At 73.1% G+C, this 25,264-nt stretch carries 21 protein-coding genes; 8 read left to right on the forward strand and 13 right to left on the reverse strand.

The window, feature by feature from the left end; all coding sequences use genetic code 11:
• Nucleotides 1-147 precede the first annotated feature (147 nt).
• Nucleotides 148-858, reverse strand: coding sequence for an HAD family hydrolase (locus LPU43_RS09800; protein WP_229399955.1), 711 nt, complete (start codon nucleotides 856-858; stop codon nucleotides 148-150).
• Between the two features lie 191 nt (nucleotides 859-1,049).
• Nucleotides 1,050-3,797 (reverse strand): MGH1-like glycoside hydrolase domain-containing protein, encoded by a 2,748-nt coding sequence (locus LPU43_RS09805; protein WP_229399956.1) that lies wholly within the window; start codon nucleotides 3,795-3,797, stop codon nucleotides 1,050-1,052.
• 87 nt (nucleotides 3,798-3,884) lie between these two features.
• Here LPU43_RS09805 and LPU43_RS09810 point away from each other — a divergent pair, with 87 nt between their 5' ends.
• The 3 genes from LPU43_RS09810 (at nucleotide 3,885) to LPU43_RS09820 (ending at nucleotide 8,241) form a co-directional block, all read left to right on the forward strand.
• Complete coding sequence (locus LPU43_RS09810; protein ID WP_229399957.1) at nucleotides 3,885-5,828, forward strand: amylo-alpha-1,6-glucosidase; 1,944 nt, start codon at nucleotides 3,885-3,887, stop codon at nucleotides 5,826-5,828.
• Between the two features lie 139 nt (nucleotides 5,829-5,967).
• The gene (locus tag LPU43_RS09815) at nucleotides 5,968-7,287 is read left to right on the forward strand and encodes a glycosyltransferase family 4 protein (protein WP_229399958.1); all 1,320 of its coding nucleotides are present in this window, start codon (nucleotides 5,968-5,970) and stop codon (nucleotides 7,285-7,287) included.
• 144 nt (nucleotides 7,288-7,431) lie between these two features.
• Nucleotides 7,432-8,241, forward strand: coding sequence for a metal-dependent hydrolase (locus tag LPU43_RS09820; protein ID WP_229399959.1), 810 nt, complete (start codon nucleotides 7,432-7,434; stop codon nucleotides 8,239-8,241).
• Between the two features lie 62 nt (nucleotides 8,242-8,303).
• On the opposite strand, the gene LPU43_RS09825 is transcribed toward LPU43_RS09820, so the two are convergent.
• Nucleotides 8,304-9,593 (reverse strand): glycosyltransferase, encoded by a 1,290-nt coding sequence (locus LPU43_RS09825; protein ID WP_229399960.1) that lies wholly within the window; start codon nucleotides 9,591-9,593, stop codon nucleotides 8,304-8,306.
• A gap of 345 nt (nucleotides 9,594-9,938) precedes the next feature.
• Here LPU43_RS09825 and yicI point away from each other — a divergent pair, with 345 nt between their 5' ends.
• The 4 genes from yicI to LPU43_RS09845 are packed head-to-tail and all read left to right on the forward strand — an operon-like array spanning nucleotide 9,939 to nucleotide 14,538.
• Nucleotides 9,939-12,176: an alpha-xylosidase gene (gene yicI, locus LPU43_RS09830; protein ID WP_229399961.1), complete on the forward strand. Its 2,238-nt coding sequence runs from the start codon at nucleotides 9,939-9,941 to the stop codon at nucleotides 12,174-12,176.
• Nucleotides 12,173-13,582, forward strand: a complete 1,410-nt coding sequence (locus LPU43_RS09835) for a GH1 family beta-glucosidase (protein WP_229399962.1) — start codon at nucleotides 12,173-12,175, stop codon at nucleotides 13,580-13,582. Before yicI ends, LPU43_RS09835 begins: the two co-directional genes overlap by 4 nt.
• Nucleotides 13,583-13,621: 39 nt before the next feature.
• Nucleotides 13,622-14,014, forward strand: coding sequence for a hypothetical protein (locus LPU43_RS09840; protein ID WP_229399963.1), 393 nt, complete (start codon nucleotides 13,622-13,624; stop codon nucleotides 14,012-14,014).
• Nucleotides 14,011-14,538 carry a DUF6036 family nucleotidyltransferase gene (locus LPU43_RS09845; RefSeq protein ID WP_229399964.1) on the forward strand — a complete coding sequence of 176 codons (528 nt, stop codon included), beginning with the start codon at nucleotides 14,011-14,013 and terminating at the stop codon, nucleotides 14,536-14,538. The genes LPU43_RS09840 and LPU43_RS09845 overlap by 4 nt, the downstream gene beginning before the upstream one ends.
• A 91-nt stretch (nucleotides 14,539-14,629) precedes the next feature.
• Here LPU43_RS09845 and LPU43_RS09850 read toward each other — a convergent pair whose 3' ends face one another.
• The 7 genes from LPU43_RS09850 to LPU43_RS09880 form a co-directional block, all read right to left on the reverse strand.
• A complete protein-coding gene (locus tag LPU43_RS09850; RefSeq protein WP_229399965.1) occupies nucleotides 14,630-15,223 on the reverse strand; it encodes a nucleotidyltransferase family protein in 594 nt (197 codons plus the stop codon).
• Nucleotides 15,224-15,328: 105 nt separating this feature from the next.
• A complete protein-coding gene (locus tag LPU43_RS09855) occupies nucleotides 15,329-17,014 on the reverse strand; it encodes a bifunctional 3'-5' exonuclease/DNA polymerase (protein WP_373321681.1) in 1,686 nt (561 codons plus the stop codon).
• Between the two features lie 82 nt (nucleotides 17,015-17,096).
• Nucleotides 17,097-18,029 (reverse strand): carbohydrate ABC transporter permease, encoded by a 933-nt coding sequence (locus LPU43_RS09860; RefSeq protein ID WP_229399966.1) that lies wholly within the window; start codon nucleotides 18,027-18,029, stop codon nucleotides 17,097-17,099.
• 1 nt (nucleotide 18,030) lies between these two features.
• On the reverse strand, nucleotides 18,031-18,939 hold the full coding sequence (locus LPU43_RS09865; RefSeq protein WP_229399967.1) for a carbohydrate ABC transporter permease: 909 nt from the start codon (nucleotides 18,937-18,939) through the stop codon (nucleotides 18,031-18,033).
• Between the two features lie 13 nt (nucleotides 18,940-18,952).
• Nucleotides 18,953-20,389, reverse strand: coding sequence for an N-acetylglucosamine/diacetylchitobiose ABC transporter substrate-binding protein (gene ngcE, locus LPU43_RS09870; protein WP_229399968.1), 1,437 nt, complete (start codon nucleotides 20,387-20,389; stop codon nucleotides 18,953-18,955).
• A gap of 25 nt (nucleotides 20,390-20,414) precedes the next feature.
• The gene (locus LPU43_RS09875; RefSeq protein WP_229399969.1) at nucleotides 20,415-21,164 is read right to left on the reverse strand and encodes a sugar isomerase domain-containing protein; all 750 of its coding nucleotides are present in this window, start codon (nucleotides 21,162-21,164) and stop codon (nucleotides 20,415-20,417) included.
• On the reverse strand, nucleotides 21,161-22,117 hold the full coding sequence (locus LPU43_RS09880; protein WP_229399970.1) for a MurR/RpiR family transcriptional regulator: 957 nt from the start codon (nucleotides 22,115-22,117) through the stop codon (nucleotides 21,161-21,163). The genes LPU43_RS09875 and LPU43_RS09880 overlap by 4 nt, the downstream gene beginning before the upstream one ends.
• 195 nt (nucleotides 22,118-22,312) lie before the next feature.
• Between LPU43_RS09880 and LPU43_RS09885 the strand changes: the two genes are divergently transcribed.
• Complete coding sequence (locus tag LPU43_RS09885; RefSeq protein ID WP_229399971.1) at nucleotides 22,313-23,302, forward strand: N-acetylglucosamine kinase; 990 nt, start codon at nucleotides 22,313-22,315, stop codon at nucleotides 23,300-23,302.
• A 72-nt stretch (nucleotides 23,303-23,374) separates the two neighbouring features.
• Here the strand turns inward: LPU43_RS09885 and LPU43_RS09890 are convergent, their stop codons facing one another.
• The 3 genes from LPU43_RS09890 to LPU43_RS09900 all read right to left on the reverse strand — a co-directional run bounded on the left by LPU43_RS09890 (nucleotide 23,375) and on the right by LPU43_RS09900 (nucleotide 25,201).
• Nucleotides 23,375-23,731: a hypothetical protein gene (locus LPU43_RS09890; protein ID WP_229399972.1), complete on the reverse strand. Its 357-nt coding sequence runs from the start codon at nucleotides 23,729-23,731 to the stop codon at nucleotides 23,375-23,377.
• Between the two features lie 122 nt (nucleotides 23,732-23,853).
• A complete protein-coding gene (locus LPU43_RS09895; protein ID WP_229399973.1) occupies nucleotides 23,854-24,552 on the reverse strand; it encodes a hypothetical protein in 699 nt (232 codons plus the stop codon).
• A 10-nt stretch (nucleotides 24,553-24,562) separates the two neighbouring features.
• Nucleotides 24,563-25,201 carry a hypothetical protein gene (locus tag LPU43_RS09900; RefSeq protein ID WP_229399974.1) on the reverse strand — a complete coding sequence of 213 codons (639 nt, stop codon included), beginning with the start codon at nucleotides 25,199-25,201 and terminating at the stop codon, nucleotides 24,563-24,565.
• Nucleotides 25,202-25,264 lie beyond the last annotated feature (63 nt).

A 25,264-nucleotide genomic window follows, 5' to 3' on the forward strand; every position in this document is an offset into this window, starting at 1 on the left:
GCCCAGGTTAGGCCCGTCGCCCAGGTGGAACAAGGCTCCCGGGTGAATCGTGGCGGTGATTGATGTCTACGCCGAGAAGCGGCATGTCGGTGTGACGCGGCCGGTTCCCCCGGCGCTGTTCCGGCCGGTCGGTCAGCGGGTGCCCGGTCAGAAGTGCCGGAGCAGGTCCGGGAAGGCGGCCAGCCGGAGCACCCCCGTGTCGGTCGGGTCGAGGTCGTCGTCCTCCAGCACCCAGGTGTTCTCGTTCGGAATGAACACCGCCGACATCCCGGCGGCCCGGGCCGGCAGGATGTCCGACTTCGGGGAGTTGCCGATCATCCACGCGGCTGCCGGGTCGAAGCGGTGCTCCCCGATCAGCCACCGATAGGTCTCCACGTTCTTCTCCCGCACGATGTGCGCCGCCTGGAAGTGGCGCAGCAGCCCGGACGCGTCGAGCTTGCGCTGCTGCTCGTCCCGGTCACCCTTGGTGAGCAGCAGCAGGCGGTGCCGCCCGGCCAGCGCGTCGAGCGTCTCGGCGACGCCGGGCATCAGCTCGACCCGGTGCTCCACCAGCGCCTCGGCCAGCCCCTCGATCTCCCGGCGCTCGGCGTCGGTGGTGGGCCGCTCGCGCAGCCGCTCCAGGCACTCGCCGAGGTTGCGCAGGAACGCCTTGCTGCCGTACCCGTGGACGATCGTGTTGGCCCGCTCGATGTCGTCGAGGATCGCCCTGATCTCCGCCCGGTCCAGGGTCGGGTGGTCCAGCCAGCCCAGGAAGTCGTCGATCACCCGCTCGAACAGGACGTTGTTCTCCCACAGCGTGTCGTCGGCGTCGAAGACGAGCACCTCCGCGTCCCGGCCCCGCCCCGTGGCGTCTCCCATCGACTCTCCCCTCCCCCTCGCGACCGGAAAACACCGTACTGCGCCCGGCGACGGGCACCGGCGACCGCCCGCTGCCCCGCCAGGATGAGTTGATCAAGGAGTTTGTGTCGGGAATCAGCCGAACCGCGACGCAAACTCCTTGATCACCGGGCGGGACGAGTGCGAACGCCCCGGGACAGCGGGACAGGGCGTCAGCGGCGCAGGGTGAGGATCAGGTCGGCGACCAGGGCCGTCCAGCCGGTCTGGTGCCAGGCGCCGAGCCCGGCGCCGTTGTCGCCGTGGAAGTACTCCGGGAAGCTGATCAGATCCCGCCAGTCCGGGTGGGTCTGGAAGAGCTGGGCGGCCCCGTAGATCGGCCGCCGGCCCCAGTCGTCGCGGGTGAACAGCGAGATCAGCCGGGCGGAGAGGTCGTCGGCGATCTCGTCGAGGGTGCGCTTCACGCCGGAGCGGGTCGGGTACTCCACCTGGAGGTCGTCGCCGAAGAACGCCGCGTAGTCCCGCAGCGCGCTGATCAGCAGGAAGTTCGTCGGCATCCAGATCGGGCCGCGCCAGTTGGAGTTGCCGCCGAACAGGCCGCTGGTGGACTCCGCCGGCTCGTAGCCGACGCTGAACTCCTGGCCCCCGAGGGTCACGGTGAACGGCTTGTCCAGGTGGGCGCGGCTGAGGGTGCGCAGGCCGTACTCGGAGAGGAACTCGTCGGGGTCGAGCATCCGGGCCAGCAGCCGCACCACCTGGTCGGGGCCGACCATGGAGAGCAGCCGCTGCTGGCGGCCGTCCGGGCCGAGGCGGCGGGCGCCCACCACGTCGGCGTACTCGGGGCGGTGGGCGAGGAACCAGCGCAGCCGGTCGCCCAGCTCGGGCAGGCGGCGCAGGGTCCGGGCGGTGAGCCGGGTGGTGGCGGCCAGCGGCAGCAGCCCGACCACCGAGCGGACCTTCAGCGGCACCTGGCTGCCGTCGGCGAGCCGCAGCACGTCGTAGAAGAACGCGTCCTCGTCGTCCCAGAGCCCCTGGTGGTATCCGGCGGCGGCGATGTAGGCGAAGTGCTCGAAGAACTTGGTGGCGGTGTCGACCCAGGTCCGGTCGTGCTCGGCGAGCACGACGGCGATGTCGAGCAGGTTCAGCGCGTACATGGCCATCCAGCCGGTGCCGTCGGACTGCTCCAGCGTCCCGGCCACCGGCAGCGCCGCCGAGCGGTCGAACGGGCCGACGTTGTCCAGCCCGAGGAAGCCGCCCTCGAAGACGTTGTTGCCGCCGGTGTCCTTGCGGTTGACCCACCAGGTGAAGTTCAGCAGCAGCTTGTGCATGATCCGGGCCAGGAACTCGTGGTCGCGGGAGCCGTCGATCTCGAAGACCTTCAGCGCGGCCCAGGCGTGCACCGGGGGGTTCACGTCGCCGAACGCCCACTCGTACGCGGGGATCTGCCCGTTGGGGTGCAGGTACCACTCGCGGAGCAGGAGCAGGAGCTGGGCCTTGGCGAAGCCCGGGTCGACCCGGGCGATGCTCACGCAGTGGAAGGCCAGGTCCCAGGCCGCGTACCAGGGGTACTCCCAGGGGTCGGGCATGGAGATCACGTCGAAGCTGGTCATGTGCCGCCAGTGGCTGTTGCGCCCGTGCCGGCGGCCGGCCGGCGGGGGCGCGGAGCCGGGGTCGCCCTCCAGCCACCGCTTGACGTCGAAGTGGTAGAACTGCTTGCCCCACATCAGCCCGGCGATGGCCTGCCGGGCCACGAGGGCCTCGTCGGCGGTGGCGGCGGCGGGGACGACGCCGTCGAAGAAGCGGTTCGCCTCGGCCCGCCGGGCCCAGACCACCGCGTCGAAGCCGCCGCCCAGGTCCGCCGGGGGCGGGGTGGCCCCGCCGGGCGGCGGGGCGGTGCGGGTCAGCCGCAGCCGGATCTGCCGCTGCCCGCCGGCCGGCACGTCCAGCACGTAGTGCAGCGCGCCCCTGGTCCCCTCGCGCGCCGGGTTGACCGTCGCCGCCCCGTTGACGACGTGGTCGTTGATCCCGTCCTTCGGGTACGGCGAGCGGCCGGGCAGCCCCCAGAGCCGCTCGGCGTTGGTGTCGTTGTCGCAGAGCAGCGGCACCGGGTCGCCGTCGCCGGTCAGCACGATCTGGCCGAGCACCCAATGCTCCCCGACGAGCCGGGCACCGCCGCCCGTGCCTGCCGCAGAGCCGCCGCCCGTGCCTGCCGCGGAGCCGCCGCCGGTCCCGCCGCCGGGGCCTGCCGCGGAGCCGACGATCCGGGGCACCCGGTCGCCGCCGGGCAGCCCCCACGCCCAGGTGTTGCGGAACCACAGGTGCGGCAGCACGTGCAGCCGCTCGGCGGTGTCACCCCGGTTGGCGACGGTGACCACGACGCACATGTCGGTCGGGGACGCCTTCGCGTAGTCGACGGTCACCGCCCAGTACCGGTCGTCGTCGAAGACGCCGGTGTCGACCAGCTCGTACTCGGTGTCGTCGCGGCCCCGCAGCGCGTTGACGGCCACCAGCTCGTCGTACGGGAAGGCGGCCTGGGGGTAGTGGTAGCGCCAGCGCATCCAGGAGTGGGTGGGTGTGGAGTCGAGGTACCACCAGTACTCCTTGGCGTCCTCGCCGTGGTTGCCGCCGTCGCCGCCGAGGCCGAACATCCGCTCCTTGAGGATCGGGTCGCGGCCGTTCCACAGGGCCAGGGCGAAGCAGAACGTCTGCCGGTCGTCGCACACGCCCGCCATGCCGTCCTCGTTCCACCGGTAGGCTCGGGACCGCGCGTGGTCGTGGGGGAAGTAGTCCCACGCCGTGCCGTGCTCGCTGTAGTCCTCCCGTACCGTCCCCCACGCCCGCTCGGACAGATAGGGACCCCATGCGCGCCAGTCCTGCTCGCCGGAGTCGGCCTGGGCGAGCCGGAGCCGCTCGGCGTCGGGGGCGGACGAGGACGGGGACGGCGGGGACAGGTCAGTGATCACCGTCCCATCTTCGACGCCGCCGGGGTGCCGCACCACCGCGGTCGTTCCCGTCGTGGCGTGTTACACGTCGCCGCCGTTGGAGGAAAGTTGATCGACATTCGTTTCGGCCCGCAGGTCTGCGGGGAGCTGGGCGGCGGGGCCACCAGGGAGTGGCTGGTCCCCGACGGCCTCGGCGGGTTCGCCATGGGCACGGTCAGCGGGGTGCGCACCCGTCGGTACCACGGCCTGCTGGTGGTGGCCGGCGAGACGCTCGGCTCCCGCAACGTGGGACTCGTGAGCCTGGACCCGGCGGTCACCCTGCCGTCGGGGGCGCGGGTGCGGCTCGGCGCGCACGAGTGGTCCTCCGGCGACGTCGACCCGCGCGGGTTCGAGCTGCTGGAGCGCTTCGACCTGGTCGACGGGCTGCCCCGCTGGCGGTGGCGGATCGGCGACGTGGTGATCGAGCGCGAGCTGGCGATGGCGTACGGGCACTCGTGCGTGGCGGTGGTGCACCGGCTCGTCTCCGGCGGCCCGGTCCGGCTCGACCTGTCGGCGGCCTGCACCTGGCGTGACGCGCACGGCGAGCGGCGCGCGGACGGGCCGGCGCCCCGGGTCGAGCCGGTCGACGGCGGCGCGGTGGTGGAGGGCGCGTTCCGCCTCGCCGGGCCGGGCTGGTCCCCGGAGGGGCAGTGGTGGCTCGGGGTCCACCACCGCGAGGAGGAGGCCCGGGGCCTGCACCCGGACGACGACATCTGGCACGCCGGGCGCTTCGAGGGCGTCCTGGAGCGGCCGGGCGACACGGTGTCGGTGCTGGCCTGGGCCGGCGACCTGGCGACCACGCCGCCCCCGGCCACGGAGATCGTCGCGGCGGCCCGGCGGCGCAACCGGCGGGTGGTCGCGCAGGCGGGGCCGGCCGACGCGGCGGAGGCCACGCTCGCGCTGGCCGCCGACGCCTTCGTCGTGCGGACCGCCGCCGGCCCGGACGTGGTCGCCGGCTACCCGTGGTTCGGCGCGTGGTCGCGGGACACCATGACCTCGTACGAGGGGCTGTTCCTCGCCACGAACCGGGCCGACGAGGGCCGGGAGCTGCTGCGGTCCTACGCGGCGACGCTGTCGGAGGGGATGCTCGCCAACACCGCCGACACGGGGCGGGTGGAGTACAACACGGTCGACGCGACGCTGTGGTTCCTGCACGCGGTGAGCCGGCACGTCACCGTCAGCGGGGACACCGACCTCGGCGACGAGCTGCTGCCGGCGCTGCGCGGGGTGGTCGACGCGCACCTGGCGGGCACCCGGTACGGCATCGCCGTCGACCCGGCCGACGGCCTGGTCACCCAGGGCGGCACCCCGGGCACGGCGCTGACCTGGATGGACGCCCGGGTGTACGGGGTGCCGGTGACGCCGCGCGTCGGCAAGCCGGTGGAGGTCAACGCGCTCTGGGTCAACGGGCTCGCGGGGCTGGCCGAGCTGACCGAGCTGGCCGGGGCGGATGCCGCCGAGCTGTGGCGGCTGCACGGCCGGGCCGCCGCGTCGTTCGCCGCGCGCTTCCCCTCGCCCGCCGGCTGGCTGCACGACGTGGTGGACGGGCCCGCCCCGGCGTACCCGCTGGGTGGGGCGCCGGTGCACGACGACGACCTGCTGCGGCCGAACCAGCTCCTGGCCTGGTCGCTGCCGTACGCGCCGCTGGAGCCCGACGAGCCGACGCTGCGCCGGGTGGCCGCCGGGCTGCTCACCCCGCTGGGCCCCCGCACCCTCTCCCCCGACTCGCCCGGCTACGTCGGGCGGCACCGGGGCGGGCCGGCCGAGCGGGACGGCGGCTACCACCAGGGCACGGTGTGGCCGTGGCTGCTGGGTCCGTACGTCGACGCCGCCCGGCGGGCGAAGATGCCGGTGGACGAGCTCTTCGTCGGCGTCGACGCGCACCTGACCGAGCACGGTCTCGGGTCGGTCAGCGAGTCGGCCGACGGGGACGCCCCGCACGGCGCCACCGGCTGCCCGTTCCAGGCGTGGTCGGTGGCCGAGGTGCTGCGCGCCCGCAGGGGCGGCCGGTAGCGCTTTACGTGCCCGCAACGGCGGCGTCTCCGCGGGTTATCCGGCCGGGGGCAGGATGGGCCCCGATCCCGCGCGCGTCGGCGGCACCCGGTCCGCGGGTGCGGCCGGCGCGCGCCGGAGACGACCCGAAGGGGGCCGCATGTCGCCGGAAGCCGAAGTGATCGACGCCGAACCCGCTCGCCGTCAGCGGGTGCTCGTGCTGTCCTGGGAGTACCCGCCGGTGCTCGTCGGCGGCCTCGGCCGCCACGTCCACGCCCTCTCCGTCGCCCTCGCCGCCGCCGGCCACGAGGTCACCGTCGTCACCCGCCACGCCGACGGCGCACCCCTGGAGGAGTACGCCGACGGCGTCCGCATCCTGCGCGCCGCCGAGGACCCCGTCACCTTCCCCCTCGCCACCTCCAGCCTGCTGGCCTGGACCATGGCCTTCAACCACACCCTCACCCGCGCCGCCCTCCGCGCCACCGAGAGCGCCTCCTACGACGTCATCCACGCCCACGACTGGCTCGTCGCCCACACCGCGATCACCCTCGCCGAGCACTTGGACCTGCCGCTGGTCACGACCGTCCACGCCACCGAGGCGGGCCGGCACCAGGGCTGGCTGCCCGAGGAGATGAACCGCACCATCCACGGCGTCGAGCACTGGCTGGCCGGCGGGTCCACCCGCGTGATCGCCTGCTCCGGCTACATGCGCGAGCAGATCACCCGGCTGTTCGACGTGCCGTCGGGCCGGGTCGACGTGGTGCCCAACGGGGTGGACGACCGGGCCTGGCACGCCCGCCCCCGGGCGGTGGCCTCGGCGCGGGCCCGGTTCGCCGCCGACGGTCCCCTCGTCGGGTACGCGGGCCGGCTGGTCTACGAGAAGGGCGTGCAGCACCTGCTGGCCGGGCTGCCCCGGCTGCGGGAGCGGCACCCCGGGCTGCGGGTGGTGATCGCCGGCGACGGGCCGTACCGGGGGGAGCTGGTGGAGCAGGCGCACCGGCTGCGCCTGGGCGACACGGTGCGCTTCGCCGGCTTCCTGGACGCCGCCCAGCTCCCGGCGGTGCTGGCCGCCACCGACGCCACCGTCGTGCCGAGCCTCTACGAGCCGTTCGGCATGGTCGCCCTGGAGGCCGCGGCGGCCGGCGCGCCCCTCGCGGTCGCCTCCACCGGCGGCCTGGCCGAGATCGTCGAGCCCGGGGTCACCGGCGTGACCTTCCCGCACAGCGATCCCGACGCGCTGGCCGGCGCGGTCGGCCGGCTCCTCGGCGACGAGGTCTTCGCCCGCCGGGTCGCCCGCCGGGCCCGCACGATGGTCGGCGAGCGGTACGGCTGGGCGACGATCGCCGCCCACACCGCGCGCAGCTACGCCGCCGCCCGCCGGGAACACGGCCCGTTCGCGGCCCGCCGGCTGGCCGCCGGGCGGGCCCGCATCACCATCCCGGCGGGGAACCTGCTGGTGACGGGGGCTACCGCCCGCTGAACCGGGACGTGTCGGTGCCCCCCGGTACGGTACGGGGCGAACGGCACCGCCCCCTGTGGACCGCCCGGGTGATTGCCCGCGCGTCGCGGCTCTGCCAGAGTGGCGTAGCTTGTGGATCAAGAGTCCTGGGGAGGGCGAGGCGTCATGATGGGTCCGTCCCACGCGCTGTCGGGCGCGGCGGTGTGGTTGGCCGGTTCCTGGGCGTTCGAGCACTTCGCCGACCTCCATCAGTCGCCGCTGGAGCTGGCGGTCGGGACGGCGGTCTGCGCCGGTGGGGCGCTCTTCCCCGACCTCGACCTCTCCGGCAAGGTGACCCGCAACCAGGGCGGCGCGACGGTGGCCCGCACGTTCGGGGTGGTCAGCCTCTTCGTCGCCGAGGTGGTGGAGAAGCTCTGCCTCGGCGTCTACTACGCCACGAAGCTAAGCAAGGACCCTCGCCGCAACAACGGCCACCGCACCCTGACCCACACGATCCCGTTCACCGTGCTGGTGGGCTGGGGCACCACCGAGCTGTGCGCCGCGTACGGCAAGTGGGCGGTCGTCGGCATCCTGTTCTTCATGTTCGGGTTGGCCCTGCGCGGCCTGTTCGACCGGTGGGCGGAGCGCGCCGGCTGGGTGATCGTCACGCTGACCTCGGCCGCCGCCGCCTGGTACACCTTCGCCAACCTGCCCGGCGACCAGGGATACCCGCTGATCGGGTTGGCCGTCGGCGTGGGCTGTTTCGTGCACATCCTCGGCGACATGATCACCCGGGCGGGGGTGCCGATCCTCTGGCCCATCCCCATCAAGCGCCGGATGTGGACGATGGTGGGCCTGCCGAACAGCATCGCCCTGCGCACCGGCAGCAAGGCCGAGGTGATCGTGCTGCGCGGCGTGCTGACCGCGCTCGCCGTGCTCTCCGCCGTGGGCCTGGTGGCCCCCTCGCTGCTCCGCAGGTTCGACATCGAGCTCTGAGGCACCCCTTCCCCCGCCGCGCCCGCGCCCTGCGGGCCGCCCGCGCGGCGGGGCCGGGCGGGTCAGGCCGGGGTGGCGGCCGGGACGGCGGCGGGGTCGGACCCCAACAGCGGGCTCCACACGGTGCGGCCGATGCGGCGGGCCTCGGCGAGCAGGTGGGCGCGCCAGCGGCGCCACAGCGGGGCCAACCGCGAGGTGATCAGCACGACGTCGACGGCGTCGTCGGGCAGGACGGTGCGGATGCCGACGGCGTGGTGGGTGGGGCGGGCCGGGTCCCGGGGCAGCCGGTCGAGCAGCTTCTCGTCCAGGTCGAACAGCTCGCCCGGGGGAAACCCGTCGGGCAGGGTGCCGCCGCAGCCGAAGACCGCCACGCGGGTGCCCGGGGCAGCGATGTCGCGTAGCTGCGCCAGCTCCGCCGTCACGTCCAGGTTGCGGACCCGGTTGGCCGCCCGCCGCAGGGTCGGCAGCTCCAGCCTGACGTGCCAGTCGCGGGTGTCCTCGAGCTGCGGCAGGTGCCGGGAGTACCAGGCCCACAGCAGCTCCAGCACCGGCTCGGGGTGCTTGTGCAGGAACGTGAGCATGTTGCTGCGGTTGTCGCCGAGGTCCGGGGTGGAGCGGCGCGGGTGGGGGGTGTCGACAGCCCAGCCGTCGCGGGTCACCTCGATCGACAGCCCGTGGCGGGAGAGCCGGAACCCCAGCTCCGTGTCCTCGGCGCCCCACGAGCGGAAGTCCTCGTCGAAGCCTCCGACGGCCCAGAACTCGTCGGCCGGGACGGAACAGTTGCAGGTCCAGAACAACTGCCAGGGCAACACGGTCCGGGAGAGGTTGTCGCCGCTCTCCGCGAAGAGCTGGTGCCGGTTGTCGTGGAACTCGGGGAGGGCACCGTACCTGCGGACGACCTCCTCGGGGGTGTGGGTCTTCAGGATCTCCGCCATCCCCGGGGTGGGGTGCTCCGGCTGGAAGCCGTAGGTGTAGCCGAGCATCGCCCGCGCGGGGCCGGGCCGCCGGTGCGCGGCCAGATGCGCGGCGACGAACCCGGGGCCGGGCAGGATGCCGCTGTCCACGAAGGCCAGGATCCCGCCGCGGGCGAGGCGGGCGCCAGCGTTGCGGGCGGCGGCGGCCCGGAAGCCGAGGTCCTCCTGGAAGTGGTACCGCAGGTGGAGGCGGTCGCGGAAGGACTCCACCGTCTGCCGGGTGTCGTCGGTCGAGCCGTCGTCGGCGACGATGACCTCGAACATGTCCGCCGGGGCCCGCTGCCCGGCCAGCGCCGTCAGGGTGCCGTGGATCAGCCGGGAGCGGTTGTAGGTGGGGATGATGACGGAGATCGGTGGCGTCGTCTCGCCAGAGAGCATGGTGCGGCTCCGTTGCGGTCGGGCGTACAACGTATCCGCCGCCCCGGACCGCACGGATCATCCGTGAGGTTTGTTCGCCTTTCCTTATGACGCGAATCAATGGTATTCCGGGCGGTCGCGGAGTGGTCCGATGGTCGCGCCCCCGCCCGCCGACCCGCACACGCCCGCTTCGGCGGGCCCCGCCCGCCGGGGACAGCCATTCGTCGTCGCCTATTGACGCCCTCGTCGCGCGTGCCCTACGGTCTGTCGAAACGCTTCGACCAAGCGTTCCGACGCGGGCCGCCGGGGCCCGCCGGCCGCCGGTGGAGCCCCGCGGAGCCGCGGCATCACGGTAGGAGCCGGGACGTGAAGTTCACCGACGGGTACTGGCAACTGCGCCCGGGGGTCGGCGTGCTGCGCCCCGGCGCGGTCGAATCGGTGGAGCCCGACGAGCGCGGCTTCACCGTCTTCGCGCCGACCGGTCGGCTCACCGGGCGGGGCGACACCCTCAACCGTCCCGTCGTCACCGTGCGGTTCTTCTCCCCCGCCCCCGGCGTCGTCGGCGTCACCGTCAGCCACCACAGCGGCGGGCTGCCGGGGCGGCCCCGGTTCGCGCTGTCGGCCGGCGACGACCACCCGGTCACCGTGACGGTCACCGGGGAGAGCGCGTCGCTGACCACCGGCGGGCTCACCGCCCGGGTCGCCCTCGCCGACCAGTGGCGGGTCGACTTCCTGCGCGGCGACCGCCCGGTCACGTCGTCCACCCAGCGCAGCATCGGCGTCGTCACCGACGCCGACGGCCGCACGTACGTGCACGACCGGCTGGCGCTGGGCGTCGGCGAGACCGTCTACGGCCTCGGCGAGCGGTTCGGCCCGCTGGTGAAGAACGGCCAGGCCGTCGACGTCTGGAACGCCGACGGGGGCACCGCCAGCGAGCAGGCGTACAAGAACGTGCCGTTCTACCTCAGCAGCGCCGGCTACGGGGTCTTCGTCGACCACCCGGAGCACGTGTCGTTCGAGGTCGGCTCCGAGGTCGTCTCGCAGGTCCAGTTCAGCGTCGAGGGGCAGTCGCTGACCTACCACGTCGTCGACGGGCCGACGCCGAAGGACGTGCTGCGCCGCTACACCGCCCTGACCGGCCGGCCCGCCCGCCTCCCGGCCTGGTCGTACGGGCTGTGGCTGTCGACGTCGTTCACCACCTCGTACGACGAGCGGACCGTCACCGGGTTCATCGACGGGATGGCCGAGCGGGACCTGCCGCTGTCGGTCTTCCACTTCGACTGCTTCTGGATGCGGCAGTTCCACTGGGTCGACTTCGTCTGGGACCCGGCGACCTTCCCCGACCCCGAGGGGATGCTGCGCCGGCTGCGCGAGCGCGGCCTGCGGGTGTGCGTGTGGATCAACCCGTACGTCGCCCAACGGTCGTACCTGTTCGAGGAGGGCCGGCGGGCCGGCTACCTGGTGCGCAACCCCGACGGGTCGGTCTGGCAGTGGGACCGGTGGCAGGCCGGCATGGCGCTGGTCGACTTCACCAACCCCGACGCGACGGCCTGGTTCTGCGGCAAGCTCAGGGCGCTGCTCGACCTGGGCGTGGACTGCTTCAAGACCGACTTCGGCGAGCGCATCCCCACCGACGTGGTGTGGCACGACGGGTCGGACCCGCAGCGGATGCACAACTACTACTCCTACCTCTACAACGAGGCGGTCTTCGGGCTGCTGGAGGCCGAGCGCGGGCCCGGCGAGGCGGTGCTCTTCGCGCGGTCGGCCACCGCCGGCGGGCAGCGGTTCCCGGTGCACTGGGGCGGGGACTGCGAGTCCACGTTCGCGGCGATGGCCGAGTCGCTGCGCGGCGGGCTGTCGCTGTCGGCGTCCGGGTTCGGGTACTGGAGCCACGACATCGGCGGTTTCGAGGGCACCCCCGACCCGGCGGTGTTCAAGCGATGGATCGCGTTCGGCCTGCTCTCCTCGCACTCTCGGCTGCACGGCTCCGGGTCGTACCGGGTGCCGTGGGCGTTCGACGAGGAGGCCGTCGACGTGCTGCGCCACTTCACCCGGCTCAAGCTGCGCCTCATGCCGTACCTGGCGGCGGCGGCCGAGGAGGCGCACTGCGACGGCGTGCCCATGATGCGCCCGATGATCCTGGAGTTCCCCGACGACCCGGCGGTGGCGCACCTGGACCGGCAGTACATGCTCGGCCCCGACGTGCTGGTCGCCCCCGTCTTCGACGCCGACGGGGAGGTGACCTTCTACGTGCCGGCCGGCACCTGGACCCACCTGGTCACGGGCGCGCAGGTCACCGGGCCGGCCTGGGTGACCGAGCGGCACGGCTTCGACAGCCTGCCGGTGCTGGCCCGGCCCGGCGCGGTGATCCCGTTCGGGTCGACGCACGAGCGGCCCGACTACGAGTGGGCCGACGGCGTGCGGCTGCGGCTCTTCGCGCCCGCCGAGGGGCAGCGGACGCGGGTGCGGATACCGTCGCCCGGCGGCGGGCCCGGCGCGGAGTTCGAGGTCCGGTACGCCGACGGGGCGGCCACCGCCGCACTGCTGGCCGGCGCGTCGGCGGGGTACGGCTGTGCCGTGGTGGGATCGGAGGCGCACCGGTGAGGCGAGTGTTTCCCGAGGGCTTCGTGTGGGGGTCCGCCACGGCGGCGTACCAGATCGAGGGCGCGGCGACCGAGGACGGCCGGGGGCCGTCGATCTGGGACACCTACAGCCACACCTCCGGGCGCACGCTCAACGGCGACACCGGCGACGTGGCCGCCGACCACTACCACCGCTGGGCCGAGGACCTGGGGCACGTCGCCGGGCTGGGGCTCGGGGCGTACCGCTTCTCGATCTCCTGGCCCCGGGTGCGGCCCGGCGGCTGCGGGCCGGTCAACCGGGCCGGGCTGGACTTCTACTCCCGGCTGGTGGACGGGCTGCTGGAGCGGGGCGTCCGGCCGGTGGCCACCCTGTACCACTGGGACCTGCCGCAGGAGCTGGAGGACGCCGGCGGCTGGCCGACGCGGGACACCGCGCTGCGCTTCGCCGAGTACGCCGCCGAGGTCGTCGGCGCGCTCGGCGACCGGGTGCACACCTGGACGACGTTCAACGAGCCGTGGTGCTCGGCGTACCTCGGGTACGGCTCCGGGGTGCACGCCCCCGGCCGCACCGAGCCGGCGGCGGCGCTGGCCGCCGTGCATCACCTCAACCTGGCGCACGGCCTGGCGGGTCGGGTGATCCGCGAGCTGGCCCCGGCGGCGGAGCTGTCGGTGACGCTGAACCTGCACGTGTTCCGGCCCGCCTCGGGCTCGGCCGCCGACGCCGACGCGGTGCGCCGCGTCGACGCGCTGGCCAACCGGGCGTTCCTCGGGCCGATGCTCGACGGGGCGTACCCGGCGGACCTGCTCGCCGACACCGCGACGGTGACCGACTGGTCGTTCGTGCGCGACGGCGACGAGCGGACCGCGGCGGCACCGCTGGACGTGCTCGGGGTCAACTACTACTCGACGGCCCTCGTGCGCGCCTGGGACGGGGTCTCCGCCCGGTCGGACGCCGACGGGCACGGCAGCTCGGCGCACACCCCGTGGGTCGGCGCCGAGGACGTGGACTTCCTGCCCCAGCCGGGCCCGCACACGGCGATGGGCTGGAACATCGAGCCCGCCGGCCTGACCGAGCTGCTGCTGCGGCTGCACCGGGAGCACCCCGGCCTGCCGCTGATGGTCACCGAGAACGGCGCGGCGTTCGACGACGTGGTCTCCCCCGACGGCCGGGTGCGCGACGGCCGCCGGGTGGACTACCTGCACCGGCACGTCGACGCGGTCGGCGCGGCGATGGACGCGGGCGCGGACGTGCGCGGCTACTTCGTCTGGTCGCTGCTGGACAACTTCGAGTGGGGCTACGGGTACGACCGGCGGTTCGGCATCATCCGCGTCGACTACGACACCCAGCAGCGGACCTGGAAGGACAGCGCCCACTGGTACCGGGCCCTGGCCACCACGGGCCGGCTGGAGCCGCCACCCAGCCGCTGAGGCGTCACGTACGCCGTCGGCTGTACTACCGTCAGGGGTGTGAACGATCGCGCTGCGGCATACACGCCCCTGACGGTGGAGCGCCTGGGCGCCCTGCTGGTCGGGGCCGACGAGTCACGACGGTGGCGGTTGGTGGCGGAGTTCCTGGAGGAGTACCGCTGGGAGCCCATCGCGACGCGCGGTGGTCTTCTCGACGCGGAACCGGGACCTACGGGCGACGAAAACTGGGACGTGTTCCTCGCGGCGCTGGCAGAGCACTTGGCGGCCGGGGACGGGCGTGGCGCACCGGCGTGGGTCGAGACCCGGTCGTTGCGGCGATTTTGGTTCCCCTTCAACACGCCCGCTGGCCGGGTGGACGCGATGGTCCACGCGCCGGCGGCATTTCGACGCCGCGGTGTGTACGTGGCAGCCCAGGAATTGAACGTCGCATGAGCTCAGCCGATCCGCTGTTGGACCGTGCTGCGATCGAGAACGCCTTCCGCCGCCTCGGAGACAGGCTCGCCCGGCGCGGGGTCGTCGCGGATCTGTACGTCTTCGGTGGCGCAGCCATGGCCCTGGCCTACGACGCTCGGCGTGCGACCCGCGACATCGATGCCGTCTTCCAGCCGCACGGCATCGTGCTCGATGAGGCTCGAGGAGTGGCTGACGAACTCGGCCTGCCGCACTGGTGGCTCAACGAGCAGGCGAGCGCCTACGTCGCTCCAGGTGGTGACGCAATGGCGCCTCGTGTCTTCGATCATCCGGGGCTCCGGGTAGCTGCTGCCTCACCGGAGCACCTCTTGGCCATGAAGGTACTCGCGGCACGACGCCGGGACGCCGAAGACATCCGTTTTCTGGTCGAACGTTTGGGGCTGAGCAACGCGGAGCAGGTCCTCAGCCTTTGTGCGGAGGTCTTTCCCGAGGAAGAGGTCCCAGGTCGGGCGAGACTGGTGCTCGACGACGTGTTCGACGGCTGAGAGCGCGGCCGGCGCCAGAGCCGGTGACAGCGCAGCGCCTCGTGTCGCCGCCGCAGCACGTCGGCGCGTGGCCTGACCCAGCCAACTCCAATCAGGCGCCGACGCGTTGGGGCGGGACGGTCAGCCCGTAGAGGGCCATCAGCTCGGGGGTGTCGACCCGGCTGCCGTCGGCCACCGAGTCGCAGGAGATGTCCACGATCTGGTCCTTGTGGGCCAGCAGGTACGGCCGCGCGCCCACGTCGGCGCTGGCCAGGGTGGCGATGCCCGACCAGTGCCGGCGGCCGAAGAGCATCGGGTACCCGCGCAGCCCGCCGTAGGTGGCGCAGACCAGCACGTCCGGGTAGGGCAGCGCGGCCACCCGCCGGACGGCCGCCGGGGTGAGCCCCGGCATGTCCACCGGGACCACCACGACCGCCTCGACGGCCTCGTCGGTCAGCGCCGCGAGGCCGGCCCGGATCGACGAGCCGACCCCGGTGCCCCAGGCCCGGTTGACCACCACCGTGGCGGGGGTCAGGTCGGCGGCCTGCCGGACCTGCTCGGCCGCCGCGCCCAGCACCACCACGATCTGCTCGCAGCCCGCCTCGGTCATCGTCTCGACCATCCGGCTCACCAGGGGTTGCCCGCCCTGGTGCAGCAGCGCCTCGGGCCCGCCGAGGCGACGCCCCCCACCCGCCGCGATGATCATTCCTGCGATTCGCACACCGGGTGCAACGAGCGCCACCGGGGATGAGTGTCGGGGCGAAAAGGATATTTCGCGCACTCGGGACCGCGACTCGGTTGGGCGTGGGCCTCAGGTGGCGTCGGCGTAACAGCCCACGACGGACAGGTCCAGCGGGAACCGGACCGGGGTGTCGCCGAACAGCAGCGCCGTGGCCCGCGCGCCGCTGGCCCGGACCGCCTCGGCCACCGCGTCGGCCTGCCCGGCGGGGCAGTGCACGATCACCTCGTCGTGCTGGAAGAAGACCAGCTCGGCGTCGGTGCCGGCCAGCGCCGTCCGCAGGGCGGCCAGCAGGGTGGAGGCCCACTCGGCGGCGGTGGCCTGGATGACGAAGTTGCGGGTGAACCGGCCCCGGGAGCGGGCCGCCCGGGCGCGGGGCCCCTGCGGGTCGGCCGCCGGGCCGGGATCGAGGCCGGGGGCGTCGGCGTCGGCGAACCCGGCCGCGCCGGGCGGGCACGTCCGCCCGAGCCAGGACCGGACCAGGCCGCCCGCCTCCCCGGTACGCGCCGCCGCCTCGACGTACGCGAACGCGGTCGGGTAGTTGCGCCGCAGCACCGCGAGGGCCGGCACGGCCATCCCGCCGGTCTGCCCGTACATCGCGCCGAGCAGGGCCACCTTGGCCCGCGCCCGGTCGCCGCCGAAGGAGTCCCGGGCCAGGGCGGCGTAGAGGTCACCGGCCCCGCCCGCGGCGGCGAGCCGGGCGTCCCCGGAGACCGCGGCGAGCACCCTCGGTTCGAGCTGGCCGGCGTCGGCCACGACGAACCGCCAGCCCGGGTCGGCCACCACCGCCCGCCGGATCACCTTCGGGATCTGCAACGCGCCGCCGCCCCGCGTCGCCCAGCGGCCGGTGACCACGCCGCCCGGGACGTACTCCGGGTGGAAGCGGCCGTCGCGGACCCAGGCGTCCCGCCACGCCCAGCCGTGCGCCGTCCAGATCCGGTAGAGCTCCTTGTGCTCCAGCACCAGCGGGACCGCCGGGTGGTCGACCCCGCGCAGCACCCACGCCCGGGTGTTGGGCAGCTCCACGCCGGCCCGGGCGAACGCCTTCAGCAGCTCGGCCGGCGAGTCGGCGTGGAGCTGGCGCAGCCCGAAGGCCTCGGCGATGCGGGCGGCCAGCTCGGCCAGCCGGCGGGGCGGGCCGCCGACCGGGGACGGCTCGCCGAGCAGCTCGGTGAGGATCTCGTCGTGCACCTCGGCCCGCCAGGGCAGGCCGGCCGCGCCCATCTCGGCCGCGACCAGCGCGCCGGCCGACTCGGCGGCCACCAGCAGCCGGAATCGGCCGGGGTGCGCGGTGGCGGCGATCCGGGCGAGCTGGTCGGCGTACACCCGGGTCAGGGCCTCGATGCCGGGGCCCGGCGGGCCGGGCGGCGCGTCGAAGAGGGCGCCCTGCCCGTGGCCCGGCGGCTCGGCCGGGCGGGGCGGCGGGTCGGGCGGCACCGGCGCGCCCGTGAGCCGGGCCCACGCGGCGGCGAACGAACGTGGCTCGCCCCAGCGGCCGGCGTGCCCGAGCAGCAGCGACTCGATCAGCTCGACGTCGTGGCAGCGGTCGAGCCGGACCCCGGCGCGCAGCAGCGCGGGGTAGACGGAGGCGCCGGTGGCCCACACCCAGCGCGGGTGCCCGGCGACCTCCCGGGCGGCCATCGCGGCGGCGAGGTCGCCCACCGCGTCGGCGGGGCCGGTGGCCCGGCCGGCGGGGTCGAGGGGTTGCAGAACTCCCTCGCCCCGCTCGCCCGCCACCACCGCCACCAGCACGAACATGATTCTGCCTCGCCCCTGCGACAGTTTCCGCGCCGGGCGAGGAAGCCGGTGGCCGTCCTTGTGGGACGGCCACCGGCGGGTGTCACTTGACGGCGCCGGAGGTGAGCCCCGACTGGATCTGCCGCTGGAAGATGGCGTAGACGATGATCATCGGCAGGATGGCGATGGTCAGGGCGGCGAACAGCCCGGACCAGTCCGCCTCGTATCCCGCGTTGACCGAGATGTCGGCGATGCCCTGGGTGAGCACCCACTTGTCCTTGGCGTTGGAGAGCAGCACCAGCGGTAGCTGGTACTGCGCCCACTGGCCGATGACGTTGAAGATCGCCACGCTGATCAGGCCGGGCTTGGCCATCGGCAGCATCACCTGGAAGAAGAGCCGGACGTGCGAGCAGCCGTCGATCATCCCGGCCTCGGCCACCGAGTTCGGCAGCGTCCGGAAGAACGCCGCGAGGAAGAACACGGTGAACGGCAGCGAGTACGCGGTGTAGACCAGGATCACGCCGGTGTGGGTGTCCAGCAGGCCCAGGTTCTTCACGACGAAGAACAGCGGCACCAGGGCCAGGAAGACCGGGAACGCCAGCCCGGAGACGAACAGGTAGTACACCGCGCGGTTGCCCCAGAACCGGTAGCGGGCCAGCACGTAGGCGGCCATCGAGCCCAGCAGCATGGTGGCGAAGGTGCCGCACCCCACCACCACGACGCTGTTCATGAAGTACCGGCCGACGCGCGCCTTGGTCCACGCCCGGGAGAAGTTCTCCCAGCGCAGCTCGGCCGGCAGGGTCCATGGGCTGCTGAAGATCTCGCCGGTGTTCTTGAACGCCGCGAGGAACGTCCACAGGATCGGCACGATGACGATCACCGCCCAGACGGCGAGCGCGATGTGGCCGAGGCTGGAGAGGAACCGCACCTCTGAACGGCGGCCCCGGGCGTGGGAGCCCGAGCTGGGCTTTTTGCCGGGGGTCGGCAGCGCCGCCGGGGGCGGCACCGCCGCCGACGGCGGCAACGTGGTCTTCATGTCAGTACTCCACGCTTTCCCGCTTGGTCAGCCGCAGCGTCAGTGCCGCGAACGTGAGGGTGAAGAAGAACAGCGCCACACCCATCGCCGAGGCGTAGCCGTACTTCGAGTAGACGAACGCGTTGCGGTAGATCTCGTTCGCCAGGACCGTGGTGGCGCCGTCGGGGCCGCCGCTGTCCACCGAGAGCACCGCGACGATGGCGAAGGCGTCGAACGCGGCGATGCCGAGGTAGACCCAGGCCACCTGGAGGGTGTTCCAGAGCAGCGGCAGGGTGACCCGGAAGAAGAGCGTGACCCGGCTCGCCCCGTCCATCTCGGCCGCCTCGTAGATCTCACCGGGGATGGAGGCCATTCCCGCCGAGAAGAGCACCACGTAAAAGCCGACGGCCTGCCAGACCAGCACCGCGATGATCGACCAGAGCGCCAGATTGGGCCTGACCAGGAAGAGCACCGGGTCGAAGCCGAGCTTCATCAGCACACCGTTGATCAGGCCGGACTCGTTGGGCCGGTAGACCATCTGGAACAGCACCGCGATGATCGCCACGGCCAGGACCTGGGGGAAGAAGAACACCACCCGGTAGAACTTCGACCCCCAGACCCCCTGACGCTGGCCGTTCACGGTTCTTCCGCCCACGTTGAGCTGGAAGGAGAAGAACAACGCGATGGCAATCGTGATCAAGGGCAGGGCAAGCAGCAGTACGCCGTGGTGCTGGACCGCCTTCCAGAAGTTGCCGTCGTCCAGCAGCCTGCGGTAGTTGTCGAAACCCACCCACTGTGGGGCGGACAGGCCCCGCCAGTTGGTCATCGAGACCTGGAACGCCTGAGCGTACGGTGCGATGACGAATACCACGTACAGCGTGACCGGGGCGAAGAGGAACCCGATCACGAACGGATACTTGCCGTGCCGCATGACCCCGCTCCGATCAGCGCTTGAACTTGGTAACGGAGCTGTCCTTCTTGAGGGCGTCGGCGCGCTTCTGCACCCGCTCCACGAAGGCGTCCGCGTTGATCCGACCGAACATCAGCTCGTTGGTGGCGGTGCGAGCCTCGGTGTCCAGCTCCTTGTACCAGCCGTCGAAGAACATGTTGAACACGTCCTTGCCGGCGGCCCGGAGCGCGGCCTGCGAGCTGGCCACGCCGGGCGGGAAGGCGTAGCCCTCCGAGCCGGCGGTGACCACGGTCGGGGCCTTGGCCACCTCGGTGAAGCCCTTCGCGCCGGCCGTGGAGAGCATCTGGCGCATGTACTCCAGGCCGCCGCGCGGGTTCTTGCTCTTGGCCGAGACGAAGTACCCCTCGGCGGCGGTGGCGCGCAACGCGGTGGCCGGCAGCTTGTCGTTCGCCGACAGGCTCGGCACCGGCATGAGCTGGTACTCGAAGCCGGCCGGGGTGTCCTTCTTCTGCTCGCTCTCCAGCCAGTCGCCGCTGGGGTAGAAGGCGAGCTTGTACTGGTTCTGCCGGAGCTGGACGTCGGTGTGCTTGAGCCCCTCGAAGCTCTTGTCCACGTACTTGGCGCCGATCTCGGCCCACGCCGCGGCGGCCTGCTTCACGGCGTCCTGCTGCCAGGCGCCGTCCTCCAGGTTGTCGATGTTCTTCAGCACGTCCGGGCCGCCGATCTTCGCGGCGTGGGTGAGGATGACGTTCCACTGGTAGTACGCGGCGTTCGCGCCGGCGTAGCCGTAGGGGGTGATGCCCTTGGCCTTGATCTTGTCGAGCAGGGCGGTGAACTCGCTCCAGTCCTTCGCCGGGGCCCAGCCGTTCTCCTTGAACAGCTTGCCCGAGTACCAGATGCCGAAGACGGTGGAGACGTAGTAGAGCACGTAGGGCTTGCCGTTGAACGAGCCGGTCTCGACCGTGCCGGGGACCACGGTGTCGCGGACCTTCTTGCTCGGGTCGTCGACCGACGGGGCGTCCCACAGCTCGGTGAGGTCGTAGAGCTGGCCGTCGGCGACCAGCGCGCCGTAGTCCATCAGCTTCTCGCCGGAGTTGTTGACGAACTCCGGCGGGTTGCCGGAGGCGAACCGCGGCTGGAGCACCGTGGAGACCGCCTGGGTCGCCTGGTGCTTGACCTCCGCCTTGGGGAACGCCTTCTTGTAGAGCGGCTCGTGCACGTCGGTGGCGTACTTCTCGCCGTAGCCGCCGTTGAAGATGACCACCTCCAGCCCGGCGTCCTCCTTGACGCCGAGCGGGTTGGTGGCGCTCTTGGTGCCGGTCTCGGCCGGCTCGTTCTTCTCGTCGGAGCCGCTGGTCGCGCAGGCGCCCAGCAGGCCGACGGCGGGGGTGGCGAGCAGGCCCACGGCGGCGGCCCGCCGCAGCAGGTTCCGGCGGCTCAGGTCGGCCGGCTGTTCGGGGGTAATCGACATCGTCGTCTCTCCTTGAAGTGTCGAATCAGGCGGTCCGCCGGAGACGCCCGGCGTACCGCGACTCGAGGGCGAGGTTGTGCTCGTCCCCACCGGGGACGTTGGCGGAGAGGTATACAGGGGGTGCCTCTCCGGCCTGGTGGAACCGTCGTACGACCTCGGCGGTCAACAACTGCGCCAGCAGCGCGGCAGTGACTGACGAGACCGCACAGACCGCGCCGCCGCCCTCGAGCGGCAGCAGTGCGTCACCGTACGGCGCGCCATTGTCCAGCACGACGTCGGCGAGGTCGGCGAGCCGGTGCCCCGACGGGTGCCGCGGGGCGACCCGGCTGGTGTGCTCGACGGAGGTGACCGCGATCAGCGGATGACCGTGCCCGGTGACCAGCGTCGCCAGCTCGACCACCGAGCCGTTGATGCCGGACTGGGAGGCGATCAGGAAGACGTCGGCCGGATGCGGGGCGGCCAGCGCGTAGAGCTGGTGGGCGACGGCCGGGTCGCGTTCCAGCTTCGGGTCGGCGAGCACGTCGCGGGGCGCGTCGCCGTGGAGCACCAAATCGTGCAGCGTGATCCGGTTGGTGGGGACCAGGCCGCCGGCCCGGGCGACCAGATCGGCGGCGAACGCCTCGGAGTGCCCGGCCCCGAACCCCTGGAGCACTCCGCCGGCGCGCAGGCTCGCCACGATCAGGTCGGCCGCGCGGCCCACCTGCTCGGCCTGGGAGTCCACGAGCCGGTCGAGGACCGGTCGGACGGCGTCGACGTACCCCTGTGCGCTGATCATGCGGTGGCCCCCCTCGCGGCCTTGTGCCCGTCGACGGCCTGGGCGGTGCGCAGGAAGGCCGCGTGGGCGCGGGCGTGGGTGCGCTGGGCGACCGCGACGTAGAGTAGGTCGAGCACGACGAGCTGCGGGTGCCGGGCGGAGAGCGCGTCCGGGCGGAAGGTGGTCGCCTGGCTGGCGGTGAGCAGCACGATGTCGGCCAGCTCGGCCAGCGGAGAGCGGGGGAAGCCGGTGAGGGCGACCGTGGCCGCGCCCCGGCTGCCCGCCTCGGCGAGCAGCTCGATGGTCTCCCGGGTCTGCCCGGTGTGGGAGATGCCCAGCGCCACGTCGCCGGGGCCGAGTAGCGCGGCGCTGGCCAGCCCCTCGTGCACGTCGTTCCACGCCCAGGCGGCGACCCCGATGCGGTGGAGGCTGAACTGCATCTCCTCGCCGACGAGGGCGCTGCCGGAGGCGCCGAAGATGTTGACCCGGCTGGCGCCGGCGATGGCGACCGCCGCGCGCTCCACCTCGGCGAGGTCGAGCAGCGCCGCCGTGTCGTGCATGGCCCGGGTGTCGGCGGCCATGATCTGACCGAGCACCCGCTCCAGCGGGTCGCCGGGCTGGATCTCCCGGCCGATGTCGACGGTCCAGCCGGCGGAGCGGGCCCGGCCGGTCTCGGCGGCGATGCCGAGACGCAGGTCGGCGTAGCCGTCGAAGCCCATCGCCCGGCAGAACCGGGTGATGGTGGCCGGGGAGGTGCCGCTGCGCTCGGCCAGCTCGACGATGGTCGCGCGGGCGGTGGCCTCCGGGTCGCTGAGCACGTGCTCGGCGACGCGGCGCAGCGCCCCGGTCAGCTCGCCCGCGCCGGCCCGGACGCGGGCGAGCACGCCGTCGGTGTGGAGCACACCCCGCCGCTCGGCCGCCTCGGCGTCGACCACAGCGGTCCCCCGGGGGGTCTCCGCCTCGTGATCCACCATGCGCCGGCCTTCCGGTAAGGTTGTTAACTGTTGTTGGTAAAAGTTCTTACTAGAGGCCCCTTCCTGTCAAGCCTGTGGTCGAAGTTTTCAAACTGTTACCTGGGCCACGACCCCTCGGGACCCGGGGATCTTGCCGCCCGTAGCGGCCTGGACCAGCATGGACGCGGAGAAAGCTCAGGCAGGGAGGCCCATCGGATGTCCGACACCCTAGTGGTCGGTCTCGACGTCGGGGGCACGTCCACCCGGGCGGTCGCCCTCGCCCTGACCGGCGAGCGCCTCGGCGTCGGCCGGGCCGGCGGGGGGAACCCGACCAGTCACGGCACCGAGCGGGCCGCCGGGGAGCTGCTCGCCGCCCTGCGGCAGGCGCTGGCCGGCGTGGACGCCGAGCGGGTGCGGGCCGGCACGATCGGGTTGGCTGGGGCCGGCCGGCTGCTCGCCGACCCGGCCGGGCGGGACGCCTTCGACCGGGCCTGGCGCGACGCCGGCCTGCGCTGCCCGTACGCGGTGCACGGCGACGCCCTCGTCGCGTACGCCTCCGGCACCGCCGGCCCCGACGGCACGGTGCTGATCGCCGGCACCGGGGGCATCGCCGCGCAGGTGGTCGGCCTGCGGCTGGACCGGGTCGCGGACGGCCACGGCTGGCTGCTCGGCGACGCCGGGTCCGGATTCTGGCTGGGCCGCGAGGCGGTCCGGCGGCTGCTGGCCGACCTGGACCGCGCACAAACCCCGGGCCCGCTGGGCGCCCGGGTGCTCACCGAACTCCTCGGCTCCGACCGGGTGGCCGCCCGCCCCCGCGACACGGTGGACGCGCTGGTCCAGGCCGTCACCCGCCGGCCGCCGATCGAGCTGGCCCGGCTCGCGCCGCTGGTGGTGGCCGCCGCCGTCGAGGCCGAGCCGGTCGCCACCGGGCTGGTCGCGGAGGCCGCCGACCATCTCGCGGGCACCGCCGCGCGCATCCGGCCGCCCGGGTCGGCGGAGCCGCTGGTCCTCGGCGGCGGCCTGCTCACGGGCGGCACCCCGCTGGCCGCCGCCGTCGCCGCGGAGCTGACCCGGCGCTGGCCGGACGCGCCGCTGCGCCCGGCCGGTGACGGGGCCGCGGCGGCGGCCTGGCTCGCCGCCCGCGACCTGCCCGAGGTCACCGACCCGGCGGCCCTGCACCCGCTGCTGGTGCCGCCGGCGGCGTGACAGCGCGGGTCGAGCAGGGCCCGCGCCCGCCGACGCTCCGACTGCCCCCGTTCCCTCAGCAGCCGGAGCGCCTCAACCCACCGGCGGACGCGGGGCGTCGATCACGCCCGGGGGCTGATGATCGACGTCCAGCACTGACGGCCCGAGTCGGGGCTGTCGCAGACCCGGAGCTTGATCAGGCTGCCCTCGTGCATGTCCCTGTTGCAGGACCCCCCAACCGGTGAAGGTGCGGGTGCCCTGCCGACAGAGCGTGCTGTCGTTCGGGTAGTAGTTCCACCAGACCGCGGTGGGCGTGGTTCCGATCGCGCTGTTGTCGGAAATCCAGAGCACGTCGCCGTACGGCTGCCAGCACGCGACGGAATGGCTGAAGGGATCGTCGTCGGTGCAACTCTTGGCATGACCGTTGTCGACGCCCCCACTGGTGGGCACCGGCCCTGCCGGTGCCCACCGGACGTCACCTACGCGGGCTGCGAACCCCACCGGACCGGCCGATTGGGAGTGGATCCGCACTCCGGGCCAGGCTTTCGCATTGTCTCCTCCGAATGGGTCGGCTATTTCCGGACGCCGGCCATGCGAGCGGTCAGCTCGTCCAGCGACGAGAGTGCGCGCCACGGCCGGGGAAGCTCCTCGGGAACGATCAGGCCGGGCACCAGCCGCCCGCGGCTCCTGTCCTCGAAGACCAGCCCCTGCGGGTGGGGGACCAACGTCCGCACCCGGGGCGCGAGTTGCGGGTCCACCACCCGGTCGGAGATCGTCGGCGCGTCGGTGAGGAACAGCGCGACCCGGGTGCCCCGGGGCACCTCCCGCTCGAAAACATCCATCGAGTTCAACGGCGTCCTGCCGTCGCGCGCGTTGATTGGCCCCCGGTCGAACTCGACGAACAGGCGTCCGTCGGCGAGCACACCGGGGTCGGCGGCGCCCTTGAACGCCCGGTCCACCCGCACCACCATGTACACCCGGGGGTAGGGGGTGTCGCCCGGCTCCGTCAGGTACGTCACGCCCTCGCGGAAGCCCTCGACGGTCCCGACCGCGGTGACCTTGATGTAGTCCGCCGCCGCCAACGCCTCCGGCGTCTGCTGGGGGGTGTAGGAGTACTCCTTGAACCGCAACGCCTGCGGGTTCACGGCGGTCGACGTGCTGACGCCGGCATCGTCCGCCGTGCGCGCCGCGCCGCCGCAGCCCGTCGCCAGGCCGATCACACCCGCGGCGGCCAGGACGACGCCCAGCACGAATGAGTTTCGCTGTCGCATGGGTGGCCCCTCAGTCGTAGTAGGCGTTGAAGTCGGACGTGTTGTGGGCGCTGTAGGTGACGTCCGTCGACCGGACGGTGCGGATGTCCCCGCCCGCCATGCAGTCGCGCTCGTTGGCCGGCGGCGGGTCCTGGTGGCCCTTGAAGCCGAGGGTGTGCCCCGCCTCGTGGCAGGCGACCGACGAGTACCCGTGCTCGTCGTCGGGGGCGTCCCGGGCGATGGCCGAACCGACCAGGTACACATGGTTCTGGTCGCACTCGCCCTGGTTGGACGAGCCGTCGTTGGGCCACTCGTACTTGCAGAACGCCTCGCCGTACACGCCGTCGCGCCACGCGTCGAACCAGGCGATGTCGGTGCGCGGCGTCCCGTCCCCCACCGCCACGTCGCAGGCCGAGTGGTAGGTGACCGACGGGATGGCCGACAGGCGGCCGTCCATGTAGCTCATCGCCCCGGCCATGTTGTCCCGGATGTAGGACGTGACGCTGGACGTGAAGCAGTAGGAGACGTTCCCGCCGTCCTGGGCGTTCTTGTTGAAGTGGCTGAGGTCCGCCGACGCCGGCGCGGGCGCCAGGGCCACCACGGCCGCCAGGGCCGCGACGCAGACGGCGACCCTTCCTGACGCCGTTCGTAATCTGGACAGCATCTTCATCCTCTCTGAGCGGCGGTAACGGTCGGCTCGCCACTGTCTGGCGGGTGTGGCGACCCGCCGATG

This window comes from Micromonospora okii (assembly GCF_020884795.1).
Classification (GTDB): Bacteria; Actinomycetota; Actinomycetes; order Mycobacteriales; family Micromonosporaceae; genus Micromonospora; species Micromonospora okii.